General features: G+C 71.8%; 24 protein-coding genes. 6 read left to right on the forward strand and 18 right to left on the reverse strand.

What is annotated here, in order from left to right:
* The first annotated feature begins 6 nt into the window (after positions 1-6).
* Positions 7-225: a DUF397 domain-containing protein gene (locus AC3CF1_RS12620; RefSeq protein WP_030336536.1), complete on the forward strand. Its 219-nt coding sequence runs from the start codon at positions 7-9 to the stop codon at positions 223-225.
* 58 nt (positions 226-283) lie between these two features.
* Here AC3CF1_RS12620 and AC3CF1_RS12625 read toward each other — a convergent pair whose 3' ends face one another.
* Positions 284-685 carry a hypothetical protein gene (locus tag AC3CF1_RS12625; protein WP_354983370.1) on the reverse strand — a complete coding sequence of 134 codons (402 nt, stop codon included), beginning with the start codon at positions 683-685 and terminating at the stop codon, positions 284-286.
* Positions 686-845: 160 nt separating this feature from the next.
* Between AC3CF1_RS12625 and AC3CF1_RS12630 the strand changes: the two genes are divergently transcribed.
* Entirely contained in the window at positions 846-2,093 is a 1,248-nt protein-coding gene (locus AC3CF1_RS12630) for a cytochrome P450 (RefSeq protein ID WP_354983369.1), read from the forward strand.
* Positions 2,094-2,181: 88 nt separating this feature from the next.
* Here the strand turns inward: AC3CF1_RS12630 and AC3CF1_RS12635 are convergent, their stop codons facing one another.
* Together AC3CF1_RS12635 and AC3CF1_RS12640 are read right to left on the reverse strand one after the other, a co-directional pair.
* Positions 2,182-3,351 carry a zinc-dependent alcohol dehydrogenase gene (locus AC3CF1_RS12635; protein WP_488450535.1) on the reverse strand — a complete coding sequence of 390 codons (1,170 nt, stop codon included), beginning with the start codon at positions 3,349-3,351 and terminating at the stop codon, positions 2,182-2,184.
* Complete coding sequence (locus AC3CF1_RS12640) at positions 3,348-3,986, reverse strand: SRPBCC family protein (RefSeq protein WP_354983368.1); 639 nt, start codon at positions 3,984-3,986, stop codon at positions 3,348-3,350. The genes AC3CF1_RS12635 and AC3CF1_RS12640 overlap by 4 nt, the downstream gene beginning before the upstream one ends.
* 159 nt (positions 3,987-4,145) lie before the next feature.
* Here AC3CF1_RS12640 and AC3CF1_RS12645 point away from each other — a divergent pair, with 159 nt between their 5' ends.
* A complete protein-coding gene (locus AC3CF1_RS12645) occupies positions 4,146-5,192 on the forward strand; it encodes a glycosyltransferase family 2 protein (protein ID WP_488450536.1) in 1,047 nt (348 codons plus the stop codon).
* A 67-nt stretch (positions 5,193-5,259) separates the two neighbouring features.
* On the opposite strand, the gene AC3CF1_RS12650 is transcribed toward AC3CF1_RS12645, so the two are convergent.
* Genes AC3CF1_RS12650 through AC3CF1_RS12660 form a run of 3 tightly spaced genes read right to left on the reverse strand, consistent with a single transcriptional unit; the run spans position 5,260 to position 7,227 of the window.
* Positions 5,260-5,910: a DUF3618 domain-containing protein gene (locus tag AC3CF1_RS12650; RefSeq protein ID WP_488450537.1), complete on the reverse strand. Its 651-nt coding sequence runs from the start codon at positions 5,908-5,910 to the stop codon at positions 5,260-5,262.
* Positions 5,907-6,374: a phage holin family protein gene (locus AC3CF1_RS12655; protein WP_088949728.1), complete on the reverse strand. Its 468-nt coding sequence runs from the start codon at positions 6,372-6,374 to the stop codon at positions 5,907-5,909. The genes AC3CF1_RS12650 and AC3CF1_RS12655 overlap by 4 nt, the downstream gene beginning before the upstream one ends.
* A 31-nt stretch (positions 6,375-6,405) precedes the next feature.
* Positions 6,406-7,227, reverse strand: coding sequence for a hypothetical protein (locus AC3CF1_RS12660; protein WP_488450538.1), 822 nt, complete (start codon positions 7,225-7,227; stop codon positions 6,406-6,408).
* A 231-nt stretch (positions 7,228-7,458) separates the two neighbouring features.
* Here AC3CF1_RS12660 and AC3CF1_RS12665 point away from each other — a divergent pair, with 231 nt between their 5' ends.
* On the forward strand, positions 7,459-7,950 hold the full coding sequence (locus AC3CF1_RS12665) for a DUF4383 domain-containing protein (RefSeq protein WP_088949730.1): 492 nt from the start codon (positions 7,459-7,461) through the stop codon (positions 7,948-7,950).
* A 65-nt stretch (positions 7,951-8,015) separates the two neighbouring features.
* Complete coding sequence (locus tag AC3CF1_RS12670) at positions 8,016-8,675, forward strand: DUF6766 family protein (protein ID WP_141910805.1); 660 nt, start codon at positions 8,016-8,018, stop codon at positions 8,673-8,675.
* A 16-nt stretch (positions 8,676-8,691) separates the two neighbouring features.
* Here the strand turns inward: AC3CF1_RS12670 and AC3CF1_RS12675 are convergent, their stop codons facing one another.
* The 11 genes from AC3CF1_RS12675 to AC3CF1_RS12725 form a co-directional block, all read right to left on the reverse strand.
* Positions 8,692-9,141, reverse strand: a complete 450-nt coding sequence (locus AC3CF1_RS12675; RefSeq protein WP_088951956.1) for a GNAT family N-acetyltransferase — start codon at positions 9,139-9,141, stop codon at positions 8,692-8,694.
* Between the two features lie 70 nt (positions 9,142-9,211).
* On the reverse strand, positions 9,212-10,684 hold the full coding sequence (obgE, locus tag AC3CF1_RS12680) for a GTPase ObgE (protein WP_396685735.1): 1,473 nt from the start codon (positions 10,682-10,684) through the stop codon (positions 9,212-9,214).
* Between the two features lie 93 nt (positions 10,685-10,777).
* Positions 10,778-11,032: a 50S ribosomal protein L27 gene (rpmA, locus tag AC3CF1_RS12685; protein ID WP_074313740.1), complete on the reverse strand. Its 255-nt coding sequence runs from the start codon at positions 11,030-11,032 to the stop codon at positions 10,778-10,780.
* Between the two features lie 11 nt (positions 11,033-11,043).
* The gene (gene rplU / locus AC3CF1_RS12690) at positions 11,044-11,358 is read right to left on the reverse strand and encodes a 50S ribosomal protein L21 (RefSeq protein ID WP_007464063.1); all 315 of its coding nucleotides are present in this window, start codon (positions 11,356-11,358) and stop codon (positions 11,044-11,046) included.
* Positions 11,359-11,524: 166 nt separating this feature from the next.
* Positions 11,525-12,007: a hypothetical protein gene (locus AC3CF1_RS12695; protein ID WP_488450539.1), complete on the reverse strand. Its 483-nt coding sequence runs from the start codon at positions 12,005-12,007 to the stop codon at positions 11,525-11,527.
* 117 nt (positions 12,008-12,124) lie between these two features.
* The gene (locus AC3CF1_RS12700) at positions 12,125-15,232 is read right to left on the reverse strand and encodes an Rne/Rng family ribonuclease (RefSeq protein WP_488450540.1); all 3,108 of its coding nucleotides are present in this window, start codon (positions 15,230-15,232) and stop codon (positions 12,125-12,127) included.
* Positions 15,233-15,363: 131 nt separating this feature from the next.
* A complete protein-coding gene (locus tag AC3CF1_RS12705) occupies positions 15,364-16,176 on the reverse strand; it encodes a TIGR03936 family radical SAM-associated protein (protein WP_354983360.1) in 813 nt (270 codons plus the stop codon).
* Positions 16,177-16,325: 149 nt separating this feature from the next.
* Positions 16,326-17,729: a type VII secretion-associated serine protease mycosin gene (gene mycP / locus AC3CF1_RS12710; RefSeq protein WP_488450541.1), complete on the reverse strand. Its 1,404-nt coding sequence runs from the start codon at positions 17,727-17,729 to the stop codon at positions 16,326-16,328.
* Between the two features lie 10 nt (positions 17,730-17,739).
* Complete coding sequence (locus tag AC3CF1_RS12715; protein ID WP_354983358.1) at positions 17,740-19,212, reverse strand: hypothetical protein; 1,473 nt, start codon at positions 19,210-19,212, stop codon at positions 17,740-17,742.
* Between the two features lie 10 nt (positions 19,213-19,222).
* Complete coding sequence (locus tag AC3CF1_RS12720) at positions 19,223-19,663, reverse strand: hypothetical protein (protein WP_488450542.1); 441 nt, start codon at positions 19,661-19,663, stop codon at positions 19,223-19,225.
* Between the two features lie 243 nt (positions 19,664-19,906).
* Positions 19,907-21,901, reverse strand: a complete 1,995-nt coding sequence (locus AC3CF1_RS12725; RefSeq protein ID WP_355160529.1) for a TIGR03960 family B12-binding radical SAM protein — start codon at positions 21,899-21,901, stop codon at positions 19,907-19,909.
* A 78-nt stretch (positions 21,902-21,979) separates the two neighbouring features.
* Here AC3CF1_RS12725 and AC3CF1_RS12730 point away from each other — a divergent pair, with 78 nt between their 5' ends.
* A complete protein-coding gene (locus AC3CF1_RS12730) occupies positions 21,980-23,203 on the forward strand; it encodes a hypothetical protein (RefSeq protein ID WP_354983355.1) in 1,224 nt (407 codons plus the stop codon).
* A gap of 77 nt (positions 23,204-23,280) precedes the next feature.
* Here AC3CF1_RS12730 and AC3CF1_RS12735 read toward each other — a convergent pair whose 3' ends face one another.
* Positions 23,281-23,970: a lysophospholipid acyltransferase family protein gene (locus tag AC3CF1_RS12735; protein WP_088949739.1), complete on the reverse strand. Its 690-nt coding sequence runs from the start codon at positions 23,968-23,970 to the stop codon at positions 23,281-23,283.
* Positions 23,971-23,980: the final 10 nt, after the last annotated feature.

Below are 23,980 nucleotides of genomic sequence, written 5' to 3' on the forward strand. Positions count from 1 at the left end.
AGAACAATGGCGCAGCACCCCAAGGGCGACTTCGACCTCTCTCGGGCGGTCTGGCAGCGGGCCGAAGGGGACACCTCCGACAGCGCCGTAGAGGTCGCCTTCGTCGACGATCTGATCGGGATGCGCAACTCGGCCGAGCCGGACGGGCCGGTGCTGGTCTTCACACAGGCCGAGTGGGACGCGTTCGTGGCCGGCGCGCAGGACGGCGAGTTTGACCTGGACTGATCGTGCCCGCCGGCGGGCGGTGGCCGTCGACCCGGGACCGGCGACCCCGGGTTGGCGGTCAGTCACGGGCGGGGCCGTCGCCGTCGCCCCAGCCGAGACCGCCGGGGCCCGGGGCGTGGTGGAAGCCGGGGTGATCGGCGACGTCGACGCAGCGCTCGCCGTCCGGGCCGAGCGCACCGCAGAACAGCCGCTCGGCCCGCTGCCAGGCATCGGCCGGTGACAGGGCCGCCGCCCCGAGCGCCACCTCCGGGCGGAGCAGGTTGAGAGCCTCCGCGTATGCCACGGCCAGCTCGCGTGCCTCAACCACGCTGGGGGCGGTGAAGCCCAGGTGCACGGTGAAGAAGCGGTGTGGCCGGGTGGGCCGCCGGGGCGGCCCGATGAGTGGCCGCCCGTCGCGGCCTCCGCCCAGTGCACCGACCGCTCGTCGCTGCCGCCAGTGCGGTGATGTGTTGTCGCGCATCCGCCCTCCCCGTGGTTGCCCCACCAGCAGCAAACCAGGTTCCGCTGCCCCTGGGAGGGGCCAGCCGGCGTGCCGTCGGCGCGGGGATTCAGCGGCCGTGACGGGGGTAGACGCAGCCGGCCGGTGGCGACCCGGCCACACCCGCGCGTGAGGAGACCCGATGGCGACCATGCCGGCCGACCGCAGCCCGGACAGCACCCTCGCGTTGCTCCGCGCCGGCTACCGGTTCATCGGCGAACGCTGCGAGCGGTACGGCAGCGACGTCTTCCAGACCCGGATCCTGCTCGCCCCGACCATCTGCCTGCGCGGCCGGCCGGCGGCGGTGCTGTTCTACGACAACGAGCGCTTCCAGCGCGCGACCGCCATGCCGCTGCGGGTGCAGCGGACCCTCACCGGTCGGCGTGGTGTGCAGGGGCTGGACGGGCCGGAGCACGCCGGCCGCAAGGCCATGTTCATGTCGATCATGACGCCGACCGCCATCCGGCAGCTCGGCCAACTCTTCGACGAGGAGTGGCAGGCGCGGATCCCCGCCTGGGAGGCCGCCGGGCCGCTGCCGCTCTACGACGAACTCGGCCGGTTGCTGACCCGGGTGGTCTGCGCCTGGGCGGGGGTGCCGCTGCCCACGTCGCAGGTCGAACGACGCGCCGTCGAGCTGCACTCGATGATCGAGGCTCCGGCGGCGGTCGGCCCCCGGCACTGGCGGGGACGGCTCGCCCGTCGTCGCACCGAACGCTGGCTCGGCGACCTCATCGAGCGGACCCGGATCGGTCTCTTTCCGGCGCCGCCCGGCAGCGCCCTGGCCGTGATCGCCGAACACCGCGACCGGCAGGGCCGGCTGCTCCCCCGCCGGGTCGCGGCTGTGGAACTGCTCAACGTGCTGCGGCCGGTGGTCGCCGTGGACCAGTACATCGCGTTCGCCGCGCTCGCCCTGCACGACCATCCGGGCTGGCGGGAACGGGTCCGCGGCGACGGTGAGGCCACCGAGAACTTCGTCCAGGAAGTACGCCGCTACTACCCGTTCTTCCCAATGGCGGCAGCCCGGGTCCGGCGTTCCTTCGACTGGCAGGGCCACCACTTTCCCCAGGGGCGACGGGTCCTGCTCGACCTGTACGGCACCAACCACCACCCGGCCCTCTGGCCGGAACCGGAGCTGTTCCGGCCGGAGCGGTTCGCCAACCGACGCGTGGACCCGTTCGAGCTGATCCCGCAGGGCGGCGGTGACCACTGGGCCGGGCACCGTTGCGCAGGCGAGTGGATCACCACCGACCTGATGAAGCGGGCGGTCACCAACCTGACCAGCACCATGCGCTACGACGTGCCCGTCCAGGACCTGGCCCTGGACCTGCACCGGATGCCGGCGCTGCCGCCCCTCGGCCTGACCCTCACCAACATCCGCCGCACCGCCTGACGCTCAGCACCGCCTGACGCTCAACACCGCCTGACCTCCGCCTCGCCGGTCGTTCCGGGGGGACCGGCGAGGCGGCACGCCCAGCGGGTCAGGGGTGCAGCACGCTGCGGAGACAGCCGTCCTGCTTCTTCTCGAACAGCTCGTAGCCGTGTGCGCCCTCTTCCAGGGAGATCGGGTGGGTGGCCAGGTAGCCAGGGTCGATCTCGCCGGCCGCGAGCCGGTCGAGCAGCATCGGGATGTAGCGCTGCGCGTGCATCTGCCCCATCCGCAGCACCAGGGCCTTGTTCATGGCCGCGCCGAGCGGGAACTTGTCCACCAGACCGGCGTACACCCCGACGATGCTCACCGTGCCACCCTTACGACAGGCCATGATCGCCTGGCGTACGGAGGTCGGCCGGTCGGTCTGCAACCGAGCCGCCTGCTTCGTCCGGTCGTACGCGTAGGTCGGTCCGACGTCGTGTGACTCCATGCCGACGGCCTCGATGCAGGCGTCCGGCCCACGGCCGGCGGTCAGCTCCCGTAGCGCCTCCAGCACGTCCGTCACCGCGTAGTTGATCGTCTCGACGCCGACCCGCTCGGCCGCCGTGGCGAGCCGGTCCGGGAACCGGTCGATCATGATGACCCGCTCGGCGCCGAGGAGTTGCGCCGACCGGGCCGCCATCTGCCCGACGCCGCCGGCGCCCCAGACGGCGACCACCTCGCCACCGGTGAGCCCACAGAAGTCCGCCGCCATCCACCCGGTGGGCATCGCGTCGGAGGCGAACACCACCGAGTCGTCCGGCACCCCGTCGGGCACCCCGAACGCACCAACATCACCGAACGGCACCCGGATGTACTCGGCGTGCGACCCCGAGTAGCCGCCGGCGGCGTGCGAGTAGCCGAGGATGCCGGCCGGTGAGTGCCCCCACAGCTTCTCGGTGAACACCGGCTGTGGGTTGGAGTTGTCGCAGAGCGAGTACTGCTCGGTGCGGCAGTACCAGCAGCCACCGCAGGCGACCACCGACCCGACCACCACGCGGTCACCGACCTTGTGCTGTCGTACGCCGGGCCCGGTCTCCACCACCTCGCCCATGAACTCGTGGCCGAGGATGTCGCCCTCCCGCATCGCCGGCAGGTACCCGTTGATCAGGTGCAGGTCGGAGCCGCAGACACTGCTGGCCCGGACGCGGACGATGATGTCCCCCTCGGCGCGGATTCTGGGCTCCGGCACGTCCCGCACCGCCAGCTTGCCGACGCCTTCCCAACACAGTGCCCTCACGCCCGGCCTCCCGTCATCAGCTTCTCCCGGACCTTGTCGGTCGCCTTCTCCTGCCTCGGGCTCCGACCGGACGGGTCGTCGCGGGTGTCCATCACCTGGCCGCACTCGATCAGCGACTTCACCCGCCGCAGGGCGTCCCGCAGCGCCAGATCGGGGTCGTCCCCACCGATCAGGCCCAACACCCGGCGCACCGGGCCCGAGCGGTACCGCAGCTCGGCGCGGATCTCGGTGCCCCGGCCCTGGGGAGCGTCAGCCAGCTCGATCCGCCCCTCCTGCGGCACCGGCCCGTCCTCAACCTGCCACCGCAGCGTGCCGGGCCCGTCAACGGTGATCTCCGCCCGCCACTCGGTGTCGCCACCGGCCCGGTCGCGAGCCACGCACCGCCAGCGCCGGTCGTCGAGCTGCTCCAGGGTGGCCCACCCGGCCAGCGCGCGGTCCAGCCGTTCCCGGTCGGTCCAGAAGCCGATCACCTCATCCCGGGGCCGGTCCACGGTCACCCCGCGACGTACCACGTACCAGCCGTCCTGCCGCTCCGGCTGATGCCGGTGCCGACGGCGAGCCACCGCCCGGCCCACACCGACCGCCGTGACCGCGGTGATGCCGAGCACCGCCCATCTCGTTCCGTTGTTGGTCATCTCGCCTCCTCCACCCGGAGGTCCGGGCATGGACAGCTCTTTCCGGCAGCGCTACCCGGCGTGGGGCGGTCGAAACAACACGTCCGTTTGATCGGCGGGAATGCGGGCACGTGCTGCTCAGCCACCGGTTCACCGCTGTCCTGCCGAGGAGGCCCGTCGATGTCCCTGTTCAGCCCAGCTGGTGACGCCCGGCCCGCCGCGCGCGGGTGGGGCGTCGAAGACGGCCGCGGCGGCACGGCGCCGGTCCGACTGCCGATGACGTACGTGCTGCCGCTGCGCTGGCACGCCGACACCGGCCTGGCCGAGCTGACCGGTTACCTGCGGTGGCTGGCCGACCGGGTCGACGTGATCGTGGTCGACGGCTCCGCCCCGGACCTGTTCGCGCGGCACGCCGACGCCTGGCGGGGGCTGGTCCGTCACCTCCCGCCCGACGCCACCGCCAGCGGGCTCAACGGCAAGGTGCTCGGCGTACGCACCGGCGTGCGCGCGGCGGGCCACGAGCACGTGGTGATCGCCGACGACGACGTCCGGTACGACGAGGCCGGTCTGACCGCCGTGCACCGGCTGCTGGACCGGGTCGACCTGGTGCGACCGCAGAACTACTTCGACCCGCTGCCCTGGCACGCCTGGTGGGACACCGGCCGGACGCTGCTCAACAGGGCGCTCGGCGCTGACTACCCGGGGACCCTCGCGGTGCGTCGCAGCACCTTCCTCGCCATGGGCGGCTACGACCCGGACGTGCTCTTCGAGAACCTGGAGCTGATCCGCACCCTGCGCGCGAACGACGGCACCGAGGCGGCGCCGGCCTGGCTCTACGTACGCCGGCTGCCTCCGGACGCCGCGCACTTCCGCGGGCAACGGGTCCGTCAGGCGTACGACGATCTGGCCCAGCCGGCCCGCCTGCTGACCTCGCTCGCGGTCCTGCCGGCGCTGGCCGCGGCGGTCGCGGCCCGGCGGCCCGCGCTGGTGCTCGGCGCGGCGGCCGGCACCGTGGCCCTCGCCGAGCTGGGTCGCCGTCGCGCCGGCGGCACCGCGGTCTTCCCTGCGGCGACGGCGCTGGCGGCTCCGGTCTGGCTGCTGGAGCGCGGCGTGTGCGGCTGGCTCGCGGTCGGCCAGCGGTTCCTGTTCGGCGGTGTCCGCTACGGCGACACCCGAATCCGCCGGGCCGCCCACCCGACCCGCGCCCTGCGACGCCGCCGCCACTGACCGCACCCCACAACGCGACAGCTCGCGGTCACCGAGGTGGCCGCGAGCTGTCGGGATTGGCGTGGGGTCAGGAGTTGACCTGGTGCCGGGCCTGCTGGGCCTGGTCCCTGACGTCCTGCGCGGCCGACTTCGAGTCGTCCTTGACCGCGTGCACGGCGTCCTGAGCGGTGGACTTCACCGACTGGGCGGCCTGCTGGGCCGGCTCGCGCAGCTCTTCCTTGAGCTCGCTGGCCACAGTGCCAAGTTTCTCGGTCACCGCACCGCTGTGCTCGCTGACCCGATCCTTGAGCTGGGTGGCGGCCTGCTGCTCACGGCGGGAGGCCGGGATCAGCGACGAGGCCAGCCAGCCGACCCCGAACGCGATCAGACCGGCGGCGAGGGGGTTGCCCTGGGACTTCTGCCGGATCACCCGCGGAGCGCTGTGGGCGGCGTCGCTGACACTGGTCGCCGCCGAGTGCGCGGCGTCGCTGACGCTGGAGGCCGCCGACGAGGCGCGGTCACCCACCGAGTGGGCGGCCTGGCCGGTGCCGTGGCCGAGGTCAGACGCGGTTCCCATGACCTTGTCCCTCACATTCTGCATAGCGGAACGGGCCCGCTGCTTGCGGTCGTCGACGATGCGGCTCGGGCTGACCTTGTACGCCAGCGCATCCACATCGGAGCTGAGGCTGTTACGGGTGGCTTCGATCTCGCGGCGGATCTGATCGGGATCGGTGCTCATCGGGTGACTCCCTCCGGGTGCGGCTTGAGCGCGTCGGGGATCCGCTGCACGCTGTCGTTGGTCTGCTTGAGCCCGCGTACGTGCTGGGCGTTCTGCTTCGCCTTGGAGTAGAGGACGGCGGCGACCACGGCCCAGATCACGGCCACGATCAGCGCGGCCAGACCGGAGTCCATGACGTTGTCCAGGAACTGCCAGACGGCGATGGACACGAAGAGGGCCACCATGTAGCCGCCGAAGCCGGCACCGCCGAAGAGCCCGGCGGCCTTGCCGGCCTTCTTGCCCTCCTGGCGGATCTCGGCCTTGGCCAGCTCGACCTCCTGACGCATCAGCGTCGACAGGTCGGTGGTGACCTGACGCATCAGGTCACCCAGCGAGCTGCCCTTCACCTCCGCGGCGGTGTGCGGGGCACCCGCGTCGGGGTGGTATCCGGAGTCCAGCCCGGACCCCTGCGTCGGCATGCTCATGCCGTCGCCTCCCTTCGGATGACTCGGCGGCTCACGGGCGCGGGCTGCCGCTGGACGGCACGCCCGGCAGCGGGTCGGTCTGGGTCACGGGCGGCAGCGGCTGCCCGGTGCCGGTCGGCTCGGTGTAGCCACCGGGGGTCGGCGCGGTGTAACCGCCGGGGGTCGGCTCGGTGTAACCACCGGGGGTCGGCTCGGTGTACGTGCCGGGGGTCGGGTCGAGGTAACCGCCCGCCGGGGTGGCGTCCGGCGCCGCGCGGGGTGCCGGCGGCGGCGTCGGGATCACGGCGGTCTGCTCCGGGTCGTACGCACCGGCGCCCCGGTAGGCCGAAGATCCGTTGCCGGAGTCGTCGCCAGCGGAGGAGATGCTGCGGGTCAGCCGGCCGGCCAACACTCCGAGAACCGCCGCGCCGACCAGGAAGGTGCCCGGGTTGCGCCGCGCGTAGTCCCGTACCTCGGTGATCAGGTCGCCGGGCTCGCGCTCCTCGAGCCAGCCGGCGACGCCGTGCACCCGGTCGGCGGCCTGGCGGGCAATCTCGGTCACCGGGCCGGCCTGGCCACCCTGCTCGGCCATCGAGCGCATCTCGTCGGCCAGCGAACGCAGCCCACCGGCGGCCCGGCGCTGCTGCTCACCGGTCTGGCTGGCGAGCTGGGTGCGAGCCTCGCCGTACAGGTTGCGGGCCTGCCGGGCCGCCTCGCGGCCAACCTCGGTGCCCTGCTCCTTGGCAGTCTGGGCGACCGCGCCGCCAGCCTGCGCGGCCTCGGAACCGACCTGGCGCGCCTGGTCGCGAACGCCACCGCCGTTCGTCGACTCCTGCCCGTACGTGGAAGACGTAGGTGAAAGATCGTAAGACATGATTTCCCTTCCGCTCAGAAAGTCGTCGCGGTTGTGCTGGGGGGATGCGGTTGCGTTGCCGCAGCCGCTGACCATTGACCTACCCTGCGTTTTGGCTTCCATACCTCTTCGTGCATTTCTCTGCGGGACCGGCCGCTCCAACTTCAAAATGGAGGATCGTCGGGCTGCGTCACGTCGCCGCTGCGGACAGTGAGGTTCGCGAGGGCTGGCAGATCCATGGAGGGGGCAGCGATGGCACGAGACGCGCGAGGTGGCCGACGGGCCGGCCCCCGACCCCGGGTCCAGCTGGCCGCGTTGGCCGTCGCCGGGGTCTTCCTGCTGATCGGCGTGCTCGGCTTCATCCCCGGCATCACCACCGACTACGGCGAGCTGAGATTCGCCGGACACCACTCGGACGCCCGGCTGTTGGGGCTGTTCCAGGTGTCGATCCTGCACAACGCGGTGCACCTGCTCTTCGGGCTGGTCGGCCTGGTGATGGCCCGCAGCATCGCCGGCGCCCGCGTGTTCCTGGCCGCCGGCGGCGCGATCTACCTCGCCCTCTGGCTGTACGGCCTCGGGATCGAGGCGGTCAACCCGGAGGGCGGGGCGAACATCCTGCCGGTGAACGACGCCGACAACTGGCTGCACCTCGCGCTCGGCTTCGGGATGCTCGCGCTCGGGCTGCTGCTGTCGAACCAGGCGGGCACCGGCGGGCGCCTCGACAATCCCGCCGAACGGCACTGACCTGGAGCTTTGGTGGTTTCGCCGCCATGCCGGCAGGGGTAATCGACCGCCGAAGGAGGTACGTCATGCCTCGTTGGCTACGCAATAACGGCTTGGCCGTCGCCATGCTGGGGGCCTTCCTGGTCTTCCTCGTGTTGCAGAGCGTCTTCGGCTGGCAGACCCACAATGAGGAGCTGACCGAGTTCGGTGCCGCGCCGCTGAGCTGGCCGGCGTACCTGACCAGCGGGCACTTCATCGAGTCGGTCTTCGAGAACTGGGAGTCGGAGTTCCTCCAGATGGGCGGGTACGTGCTGCTCACCGCGCACCTGGTGCAGCGGGGGTCGGCCGAGTCGAAGCCGGTGGATCAGACCGACCGGCCGGAGGACGACGAGCGCCGGGCCACCCCGCAGTCGCCCTGGCCGGTGCGTGTCGGCGGTCTGCCGCTGGTGATCTACCGCAACAGCCTCTCCCTCGCGCTGCTGCTGATCTTCGCCGGTTCGTTCGTCGGTCACCTGTTCGGGGGCACCGCCGCATACAACCAGGAGCAGGCCCTACAGAGCGGCGCACCGCCGATCGGGGTGTGGGAGTTTCTCGGCACCAGCGACTTCTGGTTCCAGTCGATGCAGAACTGGCAGAGCGAGTTCCTCGCGGTCGGTGCGCTGATCCTGCTGAGCATCGTCCTGCGCCAGCACGCCTCACCCGAGTCGAAACCGGTGACCGTCGAGCACGCCAGCACCGGCGCCTGACCGGCGACGCGACGCCTCAGGCCGCGACCGGCAGCCGCTTGGCGAAACAGACGCTGTACGGGTTGCTCACGTACTCGCCGTAGACCGGGATCTGCTCGTAGCCACACGAGGTGTACAGCGCGATCGCCGTCGGCAGGTAGGTGCCGGTCTCCAGACAGACCACCGAGTGCCCCTGTCGGAACGCGCACTCCTCCAGCGCGGCCACCAACTGGCGGGCGATGCCCCGCCCCCGGTACGCGGGCCGCACGTACATCCGCTTGATCTCGCCGGTCTCGGCGTCGAGCGACTGGAGCCCTCCGCAGGCGACCGCCCGATCGTTGACCACCACGGCCAGGTAGCGGACGTCGTCGTGCGGCATGAAGACCTGCCCGTCCAACCCGCCATCGGCCTCGCGCAGCTCACGCTGCTGCGCGACGACGAGGGCGGCGATCTCCGGATCGGTGACAGGCCGGGACTCGATCAGCATCGCCCCACGCTAGAACGGGTGGATTTCGCGGAGGTTTCCGGAAATCAACCCGGTCACAGAGCGCAACGAACTACTCGGCGTCGTCCTCGTCGTCGAGGTCGTCGAGGTCGTCGGACGCGTCCGCGCCGACCTCGTCGGCCGACCGCACCCGGCGGGCCTTACGGGCGGCGAGCCGGTCCGCCGCCGAGGCCCGGTTCGACTTCTCCTCCAGGCGGACGTCTGTGCCCCGGTTACCGGGTACGAAGTCCACGCCGGCGAACAGCGTCGGCTGCCAGTCGAACTCGCGCGCGCCGATCCGGACCAGGTCACCGGGCTGCGCGCCGGCCTTGGCCAGCTTGTCCTCCACCCCGAGCCGGGCCAGCCGATCGGCCAGGTAGCCGACCGCCTCGTCGTTGTCGAAGTTGGTCTGCTTGACCCAGCGCTCGGGCCGGACACCGCGCACGGTGAAGGAGCCGTCCGCCTCGGCCGTGATGGTGAAGCCGTCGTCGTCCACGGCCATCGGACGGATCACGATCCGGGTCGGCTCGGCGGGCGGCGCGGCCTTGCGCTCGGCCTCGACCAGGTCGGCCATCGCGTAGGTCAGCTCCTTGAGCCCCTCCCGGGTGGCCGCGGACACCTCGAACACCCGGTAGCCGCGCTCCTCCAGGTCGGGGCGCACGATCTCGGCGAGGTCCCGGCCGTCCGGCACGTCGACCTTGTTCACGGCCACGAGTCGCGGGCGGTCGGTGAGCCCGCCGTACTGGCTCAGCTCCGCCTCGATGGCGTCGATGTCGGCGACCGGGTCACGCCCGGGCTCCAGGGTCGCCGAGTCGATGACGTGCACCAGCACCGCGCAGCGCTCGATGTGCCGCAGGAACTCCAGGCCCAGGCCCTTGCCGGTCGCCGCACCCGGGATCAGACCCGGGACGTCAGCGACGGTGAAGGTGTGGTTGTCCATCCGGACCACACCGAGGTTGGGCACCAGGGTGGTGAACGGGTAGTCGGCGATCTTCGGCTTGGCCGCGGAGATCACCGAGATCAGCGACGACTTGCCGGCCGACGGGAAACCCACCAGGCCCACGTCGGCGACGCTCTTGAGCTCCAGCACGATGTCCAGCTGGTCGCCGGGCTCGCCCAGCTCGGCGAAGCCCGGAGCCTTGCGCTTGGCGTTGGCCAGCGAGGCGTTGCCCCGCCCGCCGCGCCCACCGCGGGCCACCTCGAAGGTGGTGCCGGCGCCGACCATGTCGGCCAGCACGGTGCCGTCGGTGGTCTGCACCACGGTGCCGTTGGGCACCTTGAGCACCAGGTTGTGACCGTTGGCCCCGTCCCGGTTCGACCCGGCGCCGCCCTTGCCGTTGTCGGCCTTGACGTGCGGGTGGAAGTGGAAGTCGAGCAGCGTGGTCACCTGCGGGTCGACCACCAGCGACACGCTGCCGCCGTGCCCGCCGTTGCCGCCGTCAGGCCCGCCGAAGGGCTTGAACTTCTCGCGGTGGATCGAGGCACAACCGTGCCCGCCATCGCCGGCCTGCAGATGCAGAACGACCCGGTCAACGAACGTTGCCACGGCGTCAATCCTTCCAGCGAGGTCCAACCCCGCACTTCGAAAAAAGCCAAACGGGCCGGGACCCGTAGGTCCGCGGCCCGCTTGGCTCGAGAACTACTGCTGCGGAACGATGCTGACGGTCTTGCGACCGCGCTTGGTGCCGAACAGGACCGCACCGGCCGACAGCGCGAACAGCGTGTCGTCGCCGCCACGGCCGACCAGGTCACCGGGGTGGAACTTGGTGCCACGCTGCCGGATGAGGATCTCACCGGCGCTGACAACCTGACCACCGAAGCGCTTCACGCCGAGTCGCTGGGCCGCGGAGTCACGGCCGTTACGCGAGCTGGACGCACCCTTTTTGTGAGCCATTGGAGGACGACCTACTTCCCGCTGGAGATGCCGGTCACCTTGACCTGGGTCAACGGCTGGCGGTGACCCTGGCGCTTGTGGTAGCCGGTCTTGTTCTTGAACTTGTGGATCCGGATCTTCGGGCCCTTGGTGTGCGCGGCGATTTCGCCGGACACCGCGACCTCGGCAAGCTTCGCCGCGTCGGTCACCAGGTCGTCACCGTCGACGAGGAGCACCGCGGTGAGCTTCACCGCGTCACCGGGGGCACCGGTGAGCTTCTCGACCTCGATCACGTCGCCCTCGGCGACCTTGTACTGCTTGCCGCCGGTCTTGACGATCGCGTACATCGGAGGCGGACTCCCTGTCGTTGAGGCTGCTGGCGGTCGTCCCCGCAGCGGCTCGCCGGGTAGCAGTGCACGGCGGCGCGGGCACACGGGAACTCGGCACACCAAAGGTGGGCCGCAGGCAAGAGTACGCCATTGCCGGCCCCGACCCCAAACCGGCCCGCCCTGGTCAGCGCGCGCAGAGCTGGTCGAGACGCTGCTGGAGCCGGTCCAACTCAGTCTCGTCGATCGACTCGACGTCGACGCTGAGCGCGGCCACCTCGGTGCCGAGGTCCGTGAGCAGAGTCTTGAGCTGCGGATCGGTGGCCTGTTCCGACTGCTCCCGCAGCTCGGTGCGCCAGCCGTCCAGTGCCGCCTCGGCCCGCCCACGGGCGGCCTCGGCCGTGCTGCTGTCCCCGGCGCCCACCGCCGCGACCATCCGGCCCAGCTCCGCCACGTACGTCCGTACGGCGGTGGTGCTGGCCTGCTGGGCGGCGACGCAGACCTTCGTGCCGCCGCCCGCCGCAGCACCGCTGGCCGGAACACCGCTCGGCCCGGAGGCCGAGCCACCGGTGGTCACGGCGGTCGGACCTGGCCCGACGCTCCCAGGCCGGTCGGCGGAGCAGCCAGCCAGCACGGTGACCAACGCGGTGACGGCGAACAGACGACGCATCTTCTTCTCCTGACCCGGGACGACCGATCCTGGACCGGGGTGGCCGCAACGGCGAGGTCCCTCCCCCGTCACATTGCCGGGGAAGGGACCTCGTCAAACACTTGGCCGGTCAGGCGGTCAGGGGCGCGTCCGCCGGCGGGCGCCACCCCGACGTGAACGGCGTCGGCCGGCGCCACCCTCGGTGGCGTCCTCGTCGCCGTCACCGTCGGCGAGCGCGTCCGGGTCGTCCGCCGCCGCCAACCGAGCCGACTCCCCCTGCTGGCTGTCGGAGATCGCCGGCGCGGCGGCGGTGTCCGACTCGTAGCGGGACAGGTCGTAGCCCATGGTGTCCTGGTAGTCGGCGTCCGGTTCGGCGCTGGTGTCGGTGTCGACGACCTCCACGACGGCCCGCTCGGCCGGGGCGTTCTTGCGCGCCCGGCGGCGGGACGAGGTGGTGGCCTGCTCGGCGGCCGGGGCGGGGGCGGCCACCGCGGAGGCGACCGCCTTGACCTTCTCCCCCGCGCCGGCAGGGCGCGGCTTCTCCGGCACCGGCTCGGTGTGCATGATGACGCCTCGACCCTTGCAGCACTCGCAGGTCTCGCTGAACGCCTCCAGCAGGCCCGCGCCGATCCGCTTACGGGTCATCTGCACCAGACCGAGCGAGGTGATCTCGGTGACCTGGTGCTTGGTCCGGTCCCGGCCCAGGCACTCGGTGAGACGGCGCAGCACCAGCTCACGGTTCGACTCCAACACCATGTCGATGAAGTCGATCACCACGATGCCGCCGATGTCGCGCAACCGGAGCTGGCGGACGATCTCCTCCGCCGCCTCCAGGTTGTTGCGGGTGACGGTCTCCTCCAGGTTGCCCCCGGAGCCGGTGTACTTACCGGTGTTGACGTCGACGACAGTCATCGCCTCGGTGCGGTCGATCACCAGCGAGCCACCGGAGGGCAGGAAGACCTTGCGGTCCAGGCCCTTGATGATCTGCTCGTCGATCCGGTACTCGGCGAAGACGTCGCTCGTCCCGACGTGCCGGCGCACCCGGTCCACCAGGTCCGGAGAGACGTGCGACAGGTACGACTCGACGATGTCGTACGACTGCTCGCCCTCGATCACCAGCTCGCGGAAGTCCTCGTTGAACAGGTCACGGACCACGCGGATGACCAGGTCCGGCTCCCCGTAGAGAAGCGCCGGGGCGCCACCCTCGGCGGCCTTGGCCTGGATGTCCTCCCACTGCGCCTGGAGCCGCTTGACGTCACGGGCCAGCTCGTCCTCGGTGGCGCCCTCGGCGGCGGTGCGGACGATGACGCCCGCGCCGTCCGGAACGAGCTTCTTGAGCACGTCGCGCAGCCGCTTGCGCTCGTTGTCCGGCAGCTTGCGGCTGATCCCGGACGCGTTGCCGTTGGGCACGTAGACCAGGTGCCGGCCGGAGAGCGCGATGTGGCTGGTCAGCCGAGCGCCCTTGTGCCCGATCGGGTCCTTGGTGACCTGGACCAGCACCGAGTCGCCGGAGCGCAGCGCCTGCTCGATCGAGCGGGCCCGCCCCTCCAGGCCGGACACGTCCCAGTTGACCTCGCCGGCGTACAGCACCGCGTTGCGGCCCCGGCCGACGTCGACGAACGCCGCCTCCATGCTCGGCAGCACGTTCTGCACCTTGCCCAGGTACACGTTGCCGGCCATGGTGCCGGAGGAGTTACGGGTGACGTAGTGCTCGACCAGCACGCCGTCCTCCAGGACGGCGATCTGAGTACGGTCGCCGCGCTGGCGGACCGCCATCACGCGATCGACGGCCTCCCGGCGCGCCAGGAACTCCGACTCGCTGAGGATCGGCGGTCGGGTACGCCGCTGCTCCCGGCCGTCGCGGCGGCGCTGACGCTTGGCCTCCAGGCGGGTCGAGCCGGAGACGCCCTGCACCTCGTCGACGGTCCGGCGCGGCTCGCGGATCTTGACCACGGTCGGCACACCGTCGTCCGCGGCACCCTCCGTGTCGCCCGCACCACGGCGGCGACGACGCCGGCGACGACGGGTCAGGCCATCGCCGCCCTCGGTCTCCTCGTCCTCGTCACTCTCGGCCTCGACCTCTGCGGTCTCTTCCTCGTCGGCCTGCGCCGCCTCCTCGGACTCCTCGTCCTCGGCGTCGTCGGCCCCGCCCTTGCCGCGGCCCCGGCCCCGGCGACCACGCCGGCGCCGACGGCGCGCGGCGGCGCTGTCCTCGTCGTCCTCATCCGTCTCGGCGGCCTCGTCGGCCTCCTCGACCGGCTCCTCCTCGGCTTCGATCGCCTCGACCGGCTCGACCGGCTCGATGTCGCGGCGACCACGCCGGCGGCGGCGGGACGGCTCGGCGGCCTCCTCCACAGCCGGCTCCTCGGCGACCGGGGCCAGCTCCACCGGCCGGGTCACCGGCACGGCGTCCGGCTGGGGTGCCATGAACAGCACTGTGGGCGCCGAGAGGGCGGCCCTCCGACGACGGGTACGCGGCTGCTCCGGCTCGGCCTCGGCCGGCTCGGTGGGCTCATCGGCCACAGCGGGGACGGCCACACCCGGCGGCACCTCGCCCGAGCGCTCCTGCGCGCCACTGGTCCAGGCCAACTCGGCGGCGCTCGCCCTCGGGAGGGTGTCGGTGTCGTTCAGCTCGGCCTCGGCCTCGCGCAGGTCGGACTCCGCCGGCTCCTCGTCGACAACCGGTTCCTCGGCGACGACCGGCTCCTCGATCGAGGGCTGCTCCTCGACGGCGGCCGGCTGCTCGGTGGCGGGCGGCTCCTCGACGGCAGCCGGGGTGGCCTTCTTGCGCCTGGTGCGGGTCACCTTGACCGGCGGGACAACCTCGGCCGAGGCCGCCTCTGCGGAGGCCGCGACCAGCGGCTCCTCGGCGGTGGTCTCGACGGGGGTGGCCTTGCGGCGGCGCCGGGGGGTCTTCGGTGCGACGTCCTGGTCACCGGAGACCGGGGCGAAGACCTCCGCCTGCGGCGACTCGACGCTGCCGGATCCACCCGTGGACGCCTCGATCGGCGCGTCGGTCTGCTCCGGCTGGTTGAGCGGGGCGGCCCGACGACGGGTCGTCCTCGCACGCCGCACCGGCGCGGCAGGCTCAGCCGTCTCCGCGCCTGCCGGTTCGACCGAGGCCGAGCCGACTGCCGTGGTGGGGGTCGCGACGGCGGCGCCGTCGGTCGTGGTGCTCTCGTCGGCGGTTTCACCGGCCGGCTGTGAACCGGTCCGTTCGCCGCCCTCGGGCTCGTTCTCGAGCATGGACGTTCTCCAGTTCTGGCTAGCCCGGGCGCGGGTGAGCGCTGCCACGCAGGGTCGCCGCAAAAGTGTTTCCGCCGGGCGCGCGTGGTGCGCGACCGCCGAAGTCTGCCTGCCAGAACACCGACCGTCGGTCAGTGCCCAACGATGGCTGCCCCGTCGCGGTCCGCATCCAACGGATCCACGATCGCACCCTGCGCGGTCAACGTGCCCTGAGCCAGCCGGGTCACCCTCGGCGAAACCGGCGGCTCCAGGTCGGCCACCACGCGGAGGCCGGAAAGGACGTCATCGGGCCGTACGGACGGGGTGACCTGCCGCACGACCAGTTCGAGTATCGCACACGGTACGGCCGGCGCCCCGGAAGGCGTCGGTGCCGGCGCCGGGGCATCGATGGATATCACGGCAGCGCGGGCGTCGAACGTGCGTCGGCCCTGCTTGGTCATCCGCTCCACCAGCACCTCGTCGGCCGCGACGAAGGCGTCCACCGCCGCGCGCAGCACCGTCGGGTCGACCTCGGGCATCTCGATGTACCAGCGCGACGCCTCGATCCGGTCCGGGAGACTGCCGCCCTCGGCGATCACGGCGTCCAGGACGTCCAGCCCCGGTGAGAGCGCGGCGTCCAACGCGGCGCGCAGCGCCTCCGGGTCGACCTCCGACTGGAGGGCGATCTCCAGGTATTCCGCCTCGCTCGCCACCCCGGTGGGGGCGGCGCTGGCGTAGGAAATCTTGGGGTGCGGGTGGAAACCCTGGGAGAAGGCGATCGGCACGGCGGCCCGGCGCAGCGCGCGTTCGAAGGCGCGGGCGAAGTCCCGGTGCGAGGTGAACCGCAGCGGGCCGCGCTTGGCGTATCGGATGCGGACGCGCTGGACGACCGGTGCCTGGCCGCCCTCGGGTTGAGGCTTCTTGGCGATCGTGGGCTCCTCGGGGGTACCTGCGTGTGCACCCATCCTGGCGCAGGGTCCGTGACGGTACGCAGCCGGGGCGGTCGCCTCGCTCCGGCGAACCGGGTGAAACCGGTCGACAGGGCCATGATCAGCCGTCCAGGACGCCGATGGCCGGCCGGTGACACGCAGGTCACCCGGCCGGCCATTGGCGATCAGGACCGGTTTTCGCGCCCCGGTGGAGCCGACGGGCCCCCGCCAGGCGGGCCGTAGCCCGGCGGCTGCGGCGCGTAGCCGGACGGTGGGGCGTACCCGGACGGTGGGGCGTAGCCCGGGGGTGCGGGGTAACCGGGCGGCGGGGCGTAACCAGCGCCGGGTGGGGCGTACCCGTCGGTGGCCACCTGGTCGAGCAGGTCGTCCGGCAGGTCGGCCGCCAGGGCCGCCTCACGGCGGTACCGACGTCGGTTCCAGATCAGGAACACCGCCAACCCCAGCAGCAGCACCAGCACCACGGCGATGCCGATGACGACCACCATGACCTGCTGGTCGGTGGGGCCACCGCGGTCGCCGTGCTGGGTGACGTCGAACTCCTCGGCCGCGTCCGCTGTCCGAGTGGGTGCCGGGTTGGCCGCGGCGGCCGGGTCGAGCAGCGGATTGGCGCTGACCGGCGGCACGTTCGCGCTCAGCGCGGTCACCGGGTCGATCAGGCCGAACCCGTACTGCGGATCCCGGCCGGCGGGGCCGGAGTCCCGGGCAGTCCGGATGATCCGGTTGATCACATTGGCGGCGTCGAGGTTCGGGTACTTCGATCGGATCAACGCGGCCACACCGGAGACGATCGCCGTGGAGTCGGAGGTGCCGTCACCCCAGCCGTAGCCCTTGTTGCGGCCGGCGTTGTAGATGTCATCGCCGGGTGCGGCGACCACCGCCTCGGGGCCCTGGACGGAGCCGGACCAGAATTTGCCGCCCCGGGTCGTCCCGGTCACGGCGATCACGCCGGGGACGCTGGCGGGAGCCTCGACCTTGACGCTGCCCTTGGCGGTGTTACCGGCGGCGACCACCACGACGACGTCGCGCTCCAGGGCGTACTGGATGGCGCTGACCTCTTCGGGGGTGACGGCCGACGGCTTGCCCAGTGACACGTTGATCACCTTGGCGCCACCGTCGACGGCCATCCGGATGCCGCGGCTGACCGTCACTTCGTCGTACGGCGCGTCATCCGCAGAGGCGTCGAGTCTGATGGGCAGGATCTTCGCGCCGGGGGCGATGCCGTCCACGCCGTCGGCGCTGGCGTTCGTCGCCGCGATGATGCCGGCCATGTGCGTGCCGTGCCCCTGCGCGTCGGCCCGTCCATCTCCGCTGCCGCCGTCGCTGCGGCCACCGGCCAGCACCTGGCCCTTGAGATCCGGGTGATTCGCGTCGACGCCGCTGTCGACCACGGCCACGATCACGCCCTGCCCGGTGGACAGCTTGTGTGCCTGCGCGATCCGGAGCTCATCCAGATACCACTGCTCGGCCCGCCGAGGCGCGGCGGCCGCCGGTTGGGCGGCTCCCAGCACCAGGAGACCCGCCAGCAGGGAGGCAGTCACCGGTCGGAGCGCTGCAGCATTCACCCTCATCCGTCCGTCCTCATCGAAGGACGCCCGGGGACGCCCCGTCACCAGGGCCCCACGGATCGTCATCCTCAGTCAACCACGACGAGTGTTCGGAGCCGGTGCCACCGCCGTGCCCGGCACCGCCCGCGCCGCCCATCATGCCGCCGCCCATCATCCCGGCGCCGCCCATCCCGGTGCCGCCACGCGTGCCGCCCGGCATGCCAGCACCACCGGCACCTGCGCCAGCGGCGGTACGCAGGGCGTTGGCCGCGCTCGTCACCGGCGGAATCTTTCCGTTGCCGCCACCCACCATGCCGGGGATACCGCCGACACCGATCCCGCTGGCGGCACCCAGACCACCGCCGGACCCGAGCCCGCCGCCCGCGCCGCCACCGAAACCACCGCCGGCTCCACCGAGACCGGCGCTGCCGACCCCGGTGCTGCCGAGGCCACCACCCACGCCACCAATGGTGGTGGGCGCGGCGCCGGCCAGGCCGGTGCTGTAGCCGCCGTCGCCGTCCGGGTAGCCGGAACCGGTGGTCGGCGGTGCGAATGGGCCGGGTCCTTCGAACGAGGGGCCGCCACCGGGGCCACCGGTCGTCGTCGGGTTGAACGGGGCCACAGTGGACGTGGGGCCCCCGTTGATGTCGCTGATGCCGGGCGGCCTGCTGCCGATGGACGGGCCACCGCCACCACCACCGCCACCGCCACCACCACCGCCGCCAATGCCGCCGGTCTCAGGCAGCCCCTTCGGAGGCACCCGATCGTCCGGTCGGTAGTCGTCGAAAGAGCGTCCTGGGTCGCCGACCACCAGCTTTGGACGCTCGGTGTACACCGCCGGGGGCAGCGGTGACATCGCCGTGTTCGCCGCCTGCTGATTGTCCCGGTACCAGTTGTCCAGATGGGCCTTGGTGTCCCAGAAGCCGCCCCGCTTCTGATCACCGGCCTGGCCGTCGACCTTCATTGTCGCTTCGAGGTCGTCGGCCTTGTCGCGGAAGGCCCCGTCGGCGTACGACGCGGGGTTGCTCTGGTAGTCCGCGCGCAGCGCGGCGAGGAAGCCCGACGAGCTCTCACCGTCGCGGGCGTCATCGAGCTCGGTGCCGTTGGGCAGGCTCCACTCGTTCCACCCGAAGTCGTCCCCCAACGGGATCGGGATCGTGGCCACCACCTTGCGGATGTCGCCCTCGATCCGCGTCAACGCGCCACTGACGTTGCTCGCGTCGGTGATCAGATCCTCGATCTGCTTGCCGATCTTGCCGAGGTGCTCGCGGTACGCGTCACCGCCGCTGCCCTTCCAGCCGGCGAGCATGCCGGGCAGACCACCCACGTGCGGGCGCTCCTGACCCGTCGCGATCGGGCCGACGAACGACCGACCGACGAGCGCGTCCCGCAGATGGCCCAGACCGGCGGAGAGGTTGCTCCACCCCATCCCGACCGAGCCGACCGTTTCCGGGTCCGCGGAGAGCGTCACCTCGCGGACGCACCGCTCCCAGGTTCCTCCAGCCATGACGTCCCCCTCAGGCCGTGTGCGGGTAGGTGGGCGTGCCGCCGGCAGGGGGCGGCGGAGCCGCCGACTCCAGCAGCCGCTCGATCTCCTTGCCGTTGGCGCCGTTGCGCGCCTCGGCGTCGCGGAACGCCTTGGCGATGTCCTCGGTGCCCTGCTTCAGCGCGGCGAGCTTCTGGGAGAGCGTCTTGAGGTGCATCTCCATGTTGGTCGTGGAGGTCTCCAGCGTCCGCCACTGCAGGCGGGCGTCCTCGAACGCGCCGAAGGGCGTGCCGTTCGGAACGGCCTGGGCGTTGTTGCTGTCGCCCTTCATCCGCTCCTTGATGCGCTCCATCTCGTAGCTGAGAGTGTCCTCGACATACTCCTTCAGCCGTTCGACGTACGCGGCGGCGGCGTCCAGGTCCTCGACGCTGACGTGCAGATCGCCGGTGTTCGGCGGCGGCAAGCTCCCCATGCGGTTCCTCCCCCGTTTCCGACCCTCGGGGTCGGTCCATGTCAGACGCAGCGTATCGAAGTCTGGCCACGTCGGGGCAGCCCTGGTCGCCGTCCGAACGAACCGACAGTTGTCGATCTCGTGTGCGGGGGGCGTCAGGAAGCCCGACCAACACCAACGGGTCCGCGAGGAGCGGACCCGTTGGGTGATGTCGGAAGTGGAGAGTAGTGGGTCAACGCCGCCCGGCGCTGCCCCGCAGGCGCCTCAGTGTGAGTGGCCGGAGGCCGGCACCTTCATACCGTTGCCGCCCAGCGGGGTCAGCGGCAGCAGCTTCTTACCGGTCGGGCCGATCTGGATCTCGGTGTCCATCGACGGGCAGACGCCGCAGTCGAAGCAGGGCGTCCACCGGCAGTCATCCTGCTCGAACTCGCTGACCGAGTCCTGCCAGTCCTGCCAGAGCCAGTCCTTGTCCAGGCCCGAGTCCAGGTGGTCCCAGGGCAGGACCTCCAGCTCCTCGCGCTGCCGGGTGGTGTACCAGTCGAGGTCCACCCCGAACGCCGGCAGCGTCTCGGCAGCCGCGTCGACCCAGCGCTGGTACGAGAAGTGCTCGCTCCAACCGTCGAACCGGCCGCCGCCCTCCCAGACCTTGCGGATCACCGAGCCGACCCGGCGGTCACCCCGGGAGAGCAGTCCCTCGATCAGCGACGGCTCGCCGTCGTGGTAGCGGTAGCCGATGGCGCGGCCCAGCGACCGGTCCGAGTTGATGGCCTGCTTGAGGATCTTGAGCCGGTGGTCGATGACCTCCGGACGCTCCATCGAGGCCCACTGGAACGGGGTGTGTGGCTTCGGCACGAACCCGCCGATCGAGACGGTGCACCGGATGTCCTTGGAACCGGTGGCGGCCCGCCCGGCCTTGATCACCTCGTGGGCCATCTCCGCGATCTCGAGGACGTCCTCGTCGGTCTCGGTGGGCAGGCCGCACATGAAGTAGAGCTTCACCTGCCGCCAGCCGTTGGTGTACGCGGTGACGACGGTGCGGATCAGGTCTTCCTTCGTCACCATCTTGTTGATGACCTTGCGGATCCGCTCCGAACCGCCCTCCGGAGCGAAGGTCAGGCCGGTCCGCCGCCCGTTGCGGGACAGCTCCTGGGCGAGGTCGATGTTGAAGGCGTCCACCCGGGTCGACGGCAGCGACAGCGACACGTTGGTGCCCTCGTACTGCTGGGCGAGGCCCGAGCACATGTCGCCGATCTCGGAGTGGTCGGCCGAGGAGAGCGACAGCAGGCCCACCTCGTTGAAGCCGGAGAACTCCAGGCCGTCGCGGACCATCTGCCCGACCGTGGTGATCGACCGTTCCCGGACCGGACGGGTGATCATGCCCGCCTGGCAGAACCGGCAGCCCCGGGTGCAACCCCGGAAGATCTCCACCGCGTACCGCTCGTGGACCGTCTCGGCCAGCGGCACGAGGGGCTTCTTCGGGTACGGCCAGGCGTCCAGGTCCATCGTCGTGCGCTTGTGCACCCGGAACGGCACGTCCGCCCGGTTCGGCACGACCCGCTGGATGCGCCCGTCCGGGAGGTAGTCGACGTCGTAGAAGCGCGGCACGTAGACGCTCTCGGTGCGGGCCAGCCGCAGCAGCAGCTCGTCGCGGCCGCCCGGGGAGCCCTCGGCCTTCCACTCCCGGACGATCGCGGTGATCTCCAGGACCGCCTCCTCGCCGTCGCCGAGCACTGCGGCGTCGATGAAGTCGGCGATCGGCTCCGGGTTGAACGCGGCGTGCCCGCCGGCCACGATCACCGGGTCGGCGTCGGTGCGGTCGGCGGCCAGCATCGGGATGCCGGCCAGGTCGATCGCGGTGAGCATGTTGGTGTAACCCAGCTCGGTGGAGAAGGAGATGCCGAACACGTCGAAGCTGCGTACCGCCCGGTGCGCGTCGACCGTGAACTGCGGCACGCCGTGCGTGCGCATCAGGTTCTCCAGGTCCGGCCAGACCGCGTACGTCCGCTCGGCGAGGGTGTCGGGCAGCTCGTTCAGCACCTCGTAGAGGATCTGCACGCCCTGGTTGGGCAGGCCCACCTCGTACGCGTCGGGATACATCAACGCCCAGCGCACGGCTGCGGCATCCCAGTCCTTAGTCACCGCACCCAGCTCGCCCCCGACGTACTGGATGGGCTTGGAGACCTGGGGCAGCAGTGGCTCGAGCTGGGGCCAGACCGAATTGGTCGCGGCCGCGCGCGGCGTCGTGGACGGGGCACTCATGATGGCCAAGGGTACGCGCCCGTCCGACGGTGGCGACGCGGTACTAACCTCGGACCGGCGCGAGAGGAGATTGCCGCGATGCCCGAGCCCCAGACGGGAGCAGGGCCGGCCGACGGGAACACCCCGGGCGCGGAGCCGGACCGGGATCCGGCGGCCGCCGACGAGCCGACCTCCCCACCCGTACCATCGGACCAGCCTGAGCCCTCGGCGCAGCCCCCAGCTGCGGACCAACCCGAGCCGTCGGGCCAGCCCGAGTCGACAGCCACCGCGGACGTTCCCGCGCCCCGGTGGAGCGGCTCGGCCCCGGTGCCGCCTCCGTCGCCGCGCCGACCCGCCTGGGGCGAGTCGGCCGAGCCGACGCCGCCGCAGGCCGTGCCCGTCGGGCCGCCGGAGCACCAGACCCCGGTCGACCCGTGGGCCGGCGTGGACACCGGCGGCTGGGACCTGCCGTCCGCCGAGCTGCCCCCGCTGCCTCCGACGATGCCCTACCCGTCGCCGCCGTCGACCCGGCAGTGGTCCGGTCCGCCCGCTCCCCCGGTCGGCCCGCACCCGCTGCCGCCGCAGGCCGCCCCGGTGCCGCCACAGGCCGCCGGGCCCACGATGCCGAGTCGGCCGATGTCGCCGCCCGCACCTCCCCCGACGCCGGCCCGACCGCCGAAGCAGCGCCGCGGCCGGCGGTCCGACCCGCCGCCACCGGCGCCACCGCCGGACTGGCAGGCCCCCAAGGGGTACGTTCCGGTGCCGGTCCGCCGACGTCGCCGCTGGCCGTGGCTGCTGCTGCTCACCCTGGCCTGCTGCTGCGGGTGCCCCGCCTACTACGGGTTCCCGATCTCGGCCCAGTACCCGGCCCGCGTGGCACTGCCCGTCCAGATCGAGGACCTCAGCCTGCGTCAGGACAGCCGCAGCGCGGAGACCGCCAAGCAGTTGGAGAACGAGGTACGCCAGGAGCACTGGCTGGCCGAGGACACCTTCGCCGGCGTCTACTCCACGAACAACGGCAAGCGGGTGACGGTCTTCGGCGGCACCGGCTTCCGGCTGAGCCCGGAGTCGGACGCGGAGGCGGAGATCAGCCGGCTCACCGACCGCTACGCGCTGAACGCCCCGGAGACGGTGGACACCGGCGTACGCGGCCGGCATGAGCGTTGCGCCGTCGGCCGGGCGGACGGCAGCGACGTGGTGGTCTGCACCTCTGTCGACCACGGCAGCATCGCCACCGGAGTGTTCACCCGGCTCTCCGTCGGTGACAGCGCCACCCTGCTGAACACGCTGCGCGCCCAGATCGTCCAACCCGAGCGGGGCTGAGTGCCCACCCACCCAGGTTGATCAAGAGACTTCTTGATCAACCTGGGGCGGGCCGGGGGTGCGGGGGGCGGTACGGGTCAGGCTTCGCGGGTCGGGTCCGGGTGGGCGCGCGGCGGGGCGTAGCGGGGCACGTACTCCTGGCCGGTGAGCTTCTGGATCTCACCCATCAGCTCATCCGTCATCTGCCGCAGCGAGGTGCGGTCGTCCGGCCGGCCGGTGAAGTCCAGCGGCTTGCCGAACCGGACGGTGATCTTGGCGGTGCCGGGACGCGGCACCCGGGCACCGATCGGCTGCGCCTTGTCCGTGCCGATCATGCCGACCGGGATGATCGGCACGCCGGCGGAGATCGCCAGTCGGGCCGCCCCGGTCCGCCCTCGGTAGAGCTTGCCGTCCGGCGAGCGGGTGCCCTCCGGGTAGACCACCACCAGGTCACCGCCCTTGAGCGCCGGGATCGCCGCGTCGAACGCGGACAGCGCGGCCCGACCGCCGGCCCGCTCGACCGGAATGGCGCCCAGACCGGTGAGCACGAACTTGGAGATCGCACCCTTCACACCGGCGCCCTTGAAATACTCCGACTTGGCCCAGAACGCGAGGTGGCGGGGCACGACCGTGCCGAGGAACAGCTCGTCGGCCACGGAGAGGTGGTTGCCGGCGAAGACCGCGCCGCCGGTCGCCGGCACGTGTTCCAGCCCCTCCACGGTCGGGCGGAACGCCAACCGCAGCGTCGGCGCCACGGTGAGCTTGCCGATGGTGTAGAGCAGGGGCACTGGTCCTCCG

This window comes from Micromonospora sp. MGP-C2 (assembly GCF_057766525.1).

Bases quoted from the DNA above. Each gene is read 5' to 3' on its own strand.
- AC3CF1_RS12695 (WP_488450539.1), bottom strand. From the start codon at position 12,007: ATGCGTCGTCTGTTCGCCGTCACCGCGTTGGTCACCGTGCTGGCTGGC.
- AC3CF1_RS12665 (WP_088949730.1), top strand. From the start codon at position 7,459: ATGGCACGAGACGCGCGAGGTGGCCGACGGGCCGGCCCCCGACCCCGG.
- AC3CF1_RS12655 (WP_088949728.1), bottom strand. From the start codon at position 6,374: ATGAGCATGCCGACGCAGGGGTCCGGGCTGGACTCCGGATACCACCCC.
- AC3CF1_RS12700 (WP_488450540.1), bottom strand. From the start codon at position 15,232: ATGCTCGAGAACGAGCCCGAGGGCGGCGAACGGACCGGTTCACAGCCG.
- AC3CF1_RS12730 (WP_354983355.1), top strand. From the start codon at position 21,980: ATGCCCGAGCCCCAGACGGGAGCAGGGCCGGCCGACGGGAACACCCCG.
- AC3CF1_RS12720 (WP_488450542.1), bottom strand. From the start codon at position 19,663: ATGGGGAGCTTGCCGCCGCCGAACACCGGCGATCTGCACGTCAGCGTC.
- AC3CF1_RS12715 (WP_354983358.1), bottom strand. From the start codon at position 19,212: ATGGCTGGAGGAACCTGGGAGCGGTGCGTCCGCGAGGTGACGCTCTCC.
- AC3CF1_RS12645 (WP_488450536.1), top strand. From the start codon at position 4,146: ATGTCCCTGTTCAGCCCAGCTGGTGACGCCCGGCCCGCCGCGCGCGGG.
- AC3CF1_RS12625 (WP_354983370.1), bottom strand. From the start codon at position 685: ATGCGCGACAACACATCACCGCACTGGCGGCAGCGACGAGCGGTCGGT.
- AC3CF1_RS12630 (WP_354983369.1), top strand. From the start codon at position 846: ATGGCGACCATGCCGGCCGACCGCAGCCCGGACAGCACCCTCGCGTTG.
- rpmA (WP_074313740.1), bottom strand. From the start codon at position 11,032: ATGGCTCACAAAAAGGGTGCGTCCAGCTCGCGTAACGGCCGTGACTCC.
- AC3CF1_RS12725 (WP_355160529.1), bottom strand. From the start codon at position 21,901: ATGAGTGCCCCGTCCACGACGCCGCGCGCGGCCGCGACCAATTCGGTC.
- AC3CF1_RS12675 (WP_088951956.1), bottom strand. From the start codon at position 9,141: ATGCTGATCGAGTCCCGGCCTGTCACCGATCCGGAGATCGCCGCCCTC.
- AC3CF1_RS12620 (WP_030336536.1), top strand. From the start codon at position 7: ATGGCGCAGCACCCCAAGGGCGACTTCGACCTCTCTCGGGCGGTCTGG.
- mycP (WP_488450541.1), bottom strand. From the start codon at position 17,729: ATGAGGGTGAATGCTGCAGCGCTCCGACCGGTGACTGCCTCCCTGCTG.
- AC3CF1_RS12705 (WP_354983360.1), bottom strand. From the start codon at position 16,176: ATGGGTGCACACGCAGGTACCCCCGAGGAGCCCACGATCGCCAAGAAG.
- AC3CF1_RS12640 (WP_354983368.1), bottom strand. From the start codon at position 3,986: ATGACCAACAACGGAACGAGATGGGCGGTGCTCGGCATCACCGCGGTC.
- AC3CF1_RS12660 (WP_488450538.1), bottom strand. From the start codon at position 7,227: ATGTCTTACGATCTTTCACCTACGTCTTCCACGTACGGGCAGGAGTCG.
- AC3CF1_RS12670 (WP_141910805.1), top strand. From the start codon at position 8,016: ATGCCTCGTTGGCTACGCAATAACGGCTTGGCCGTCGCCATGCTGGGG.
- rplU (WP_007464063.1), bottom strand. From the start codon at position 11,358: ATGTACGCGATCGTCAAGACCGGCGGCAAGCAGTACAAGGTCGCCGAG.
- AC3CF1_RS12650 (WP_488450537.1), bottom strand. From the start codon at position 5,910: ATGAGCACCGATCCCGATCAGATCCGCCGCGAGATCGAAGCCACCCGT.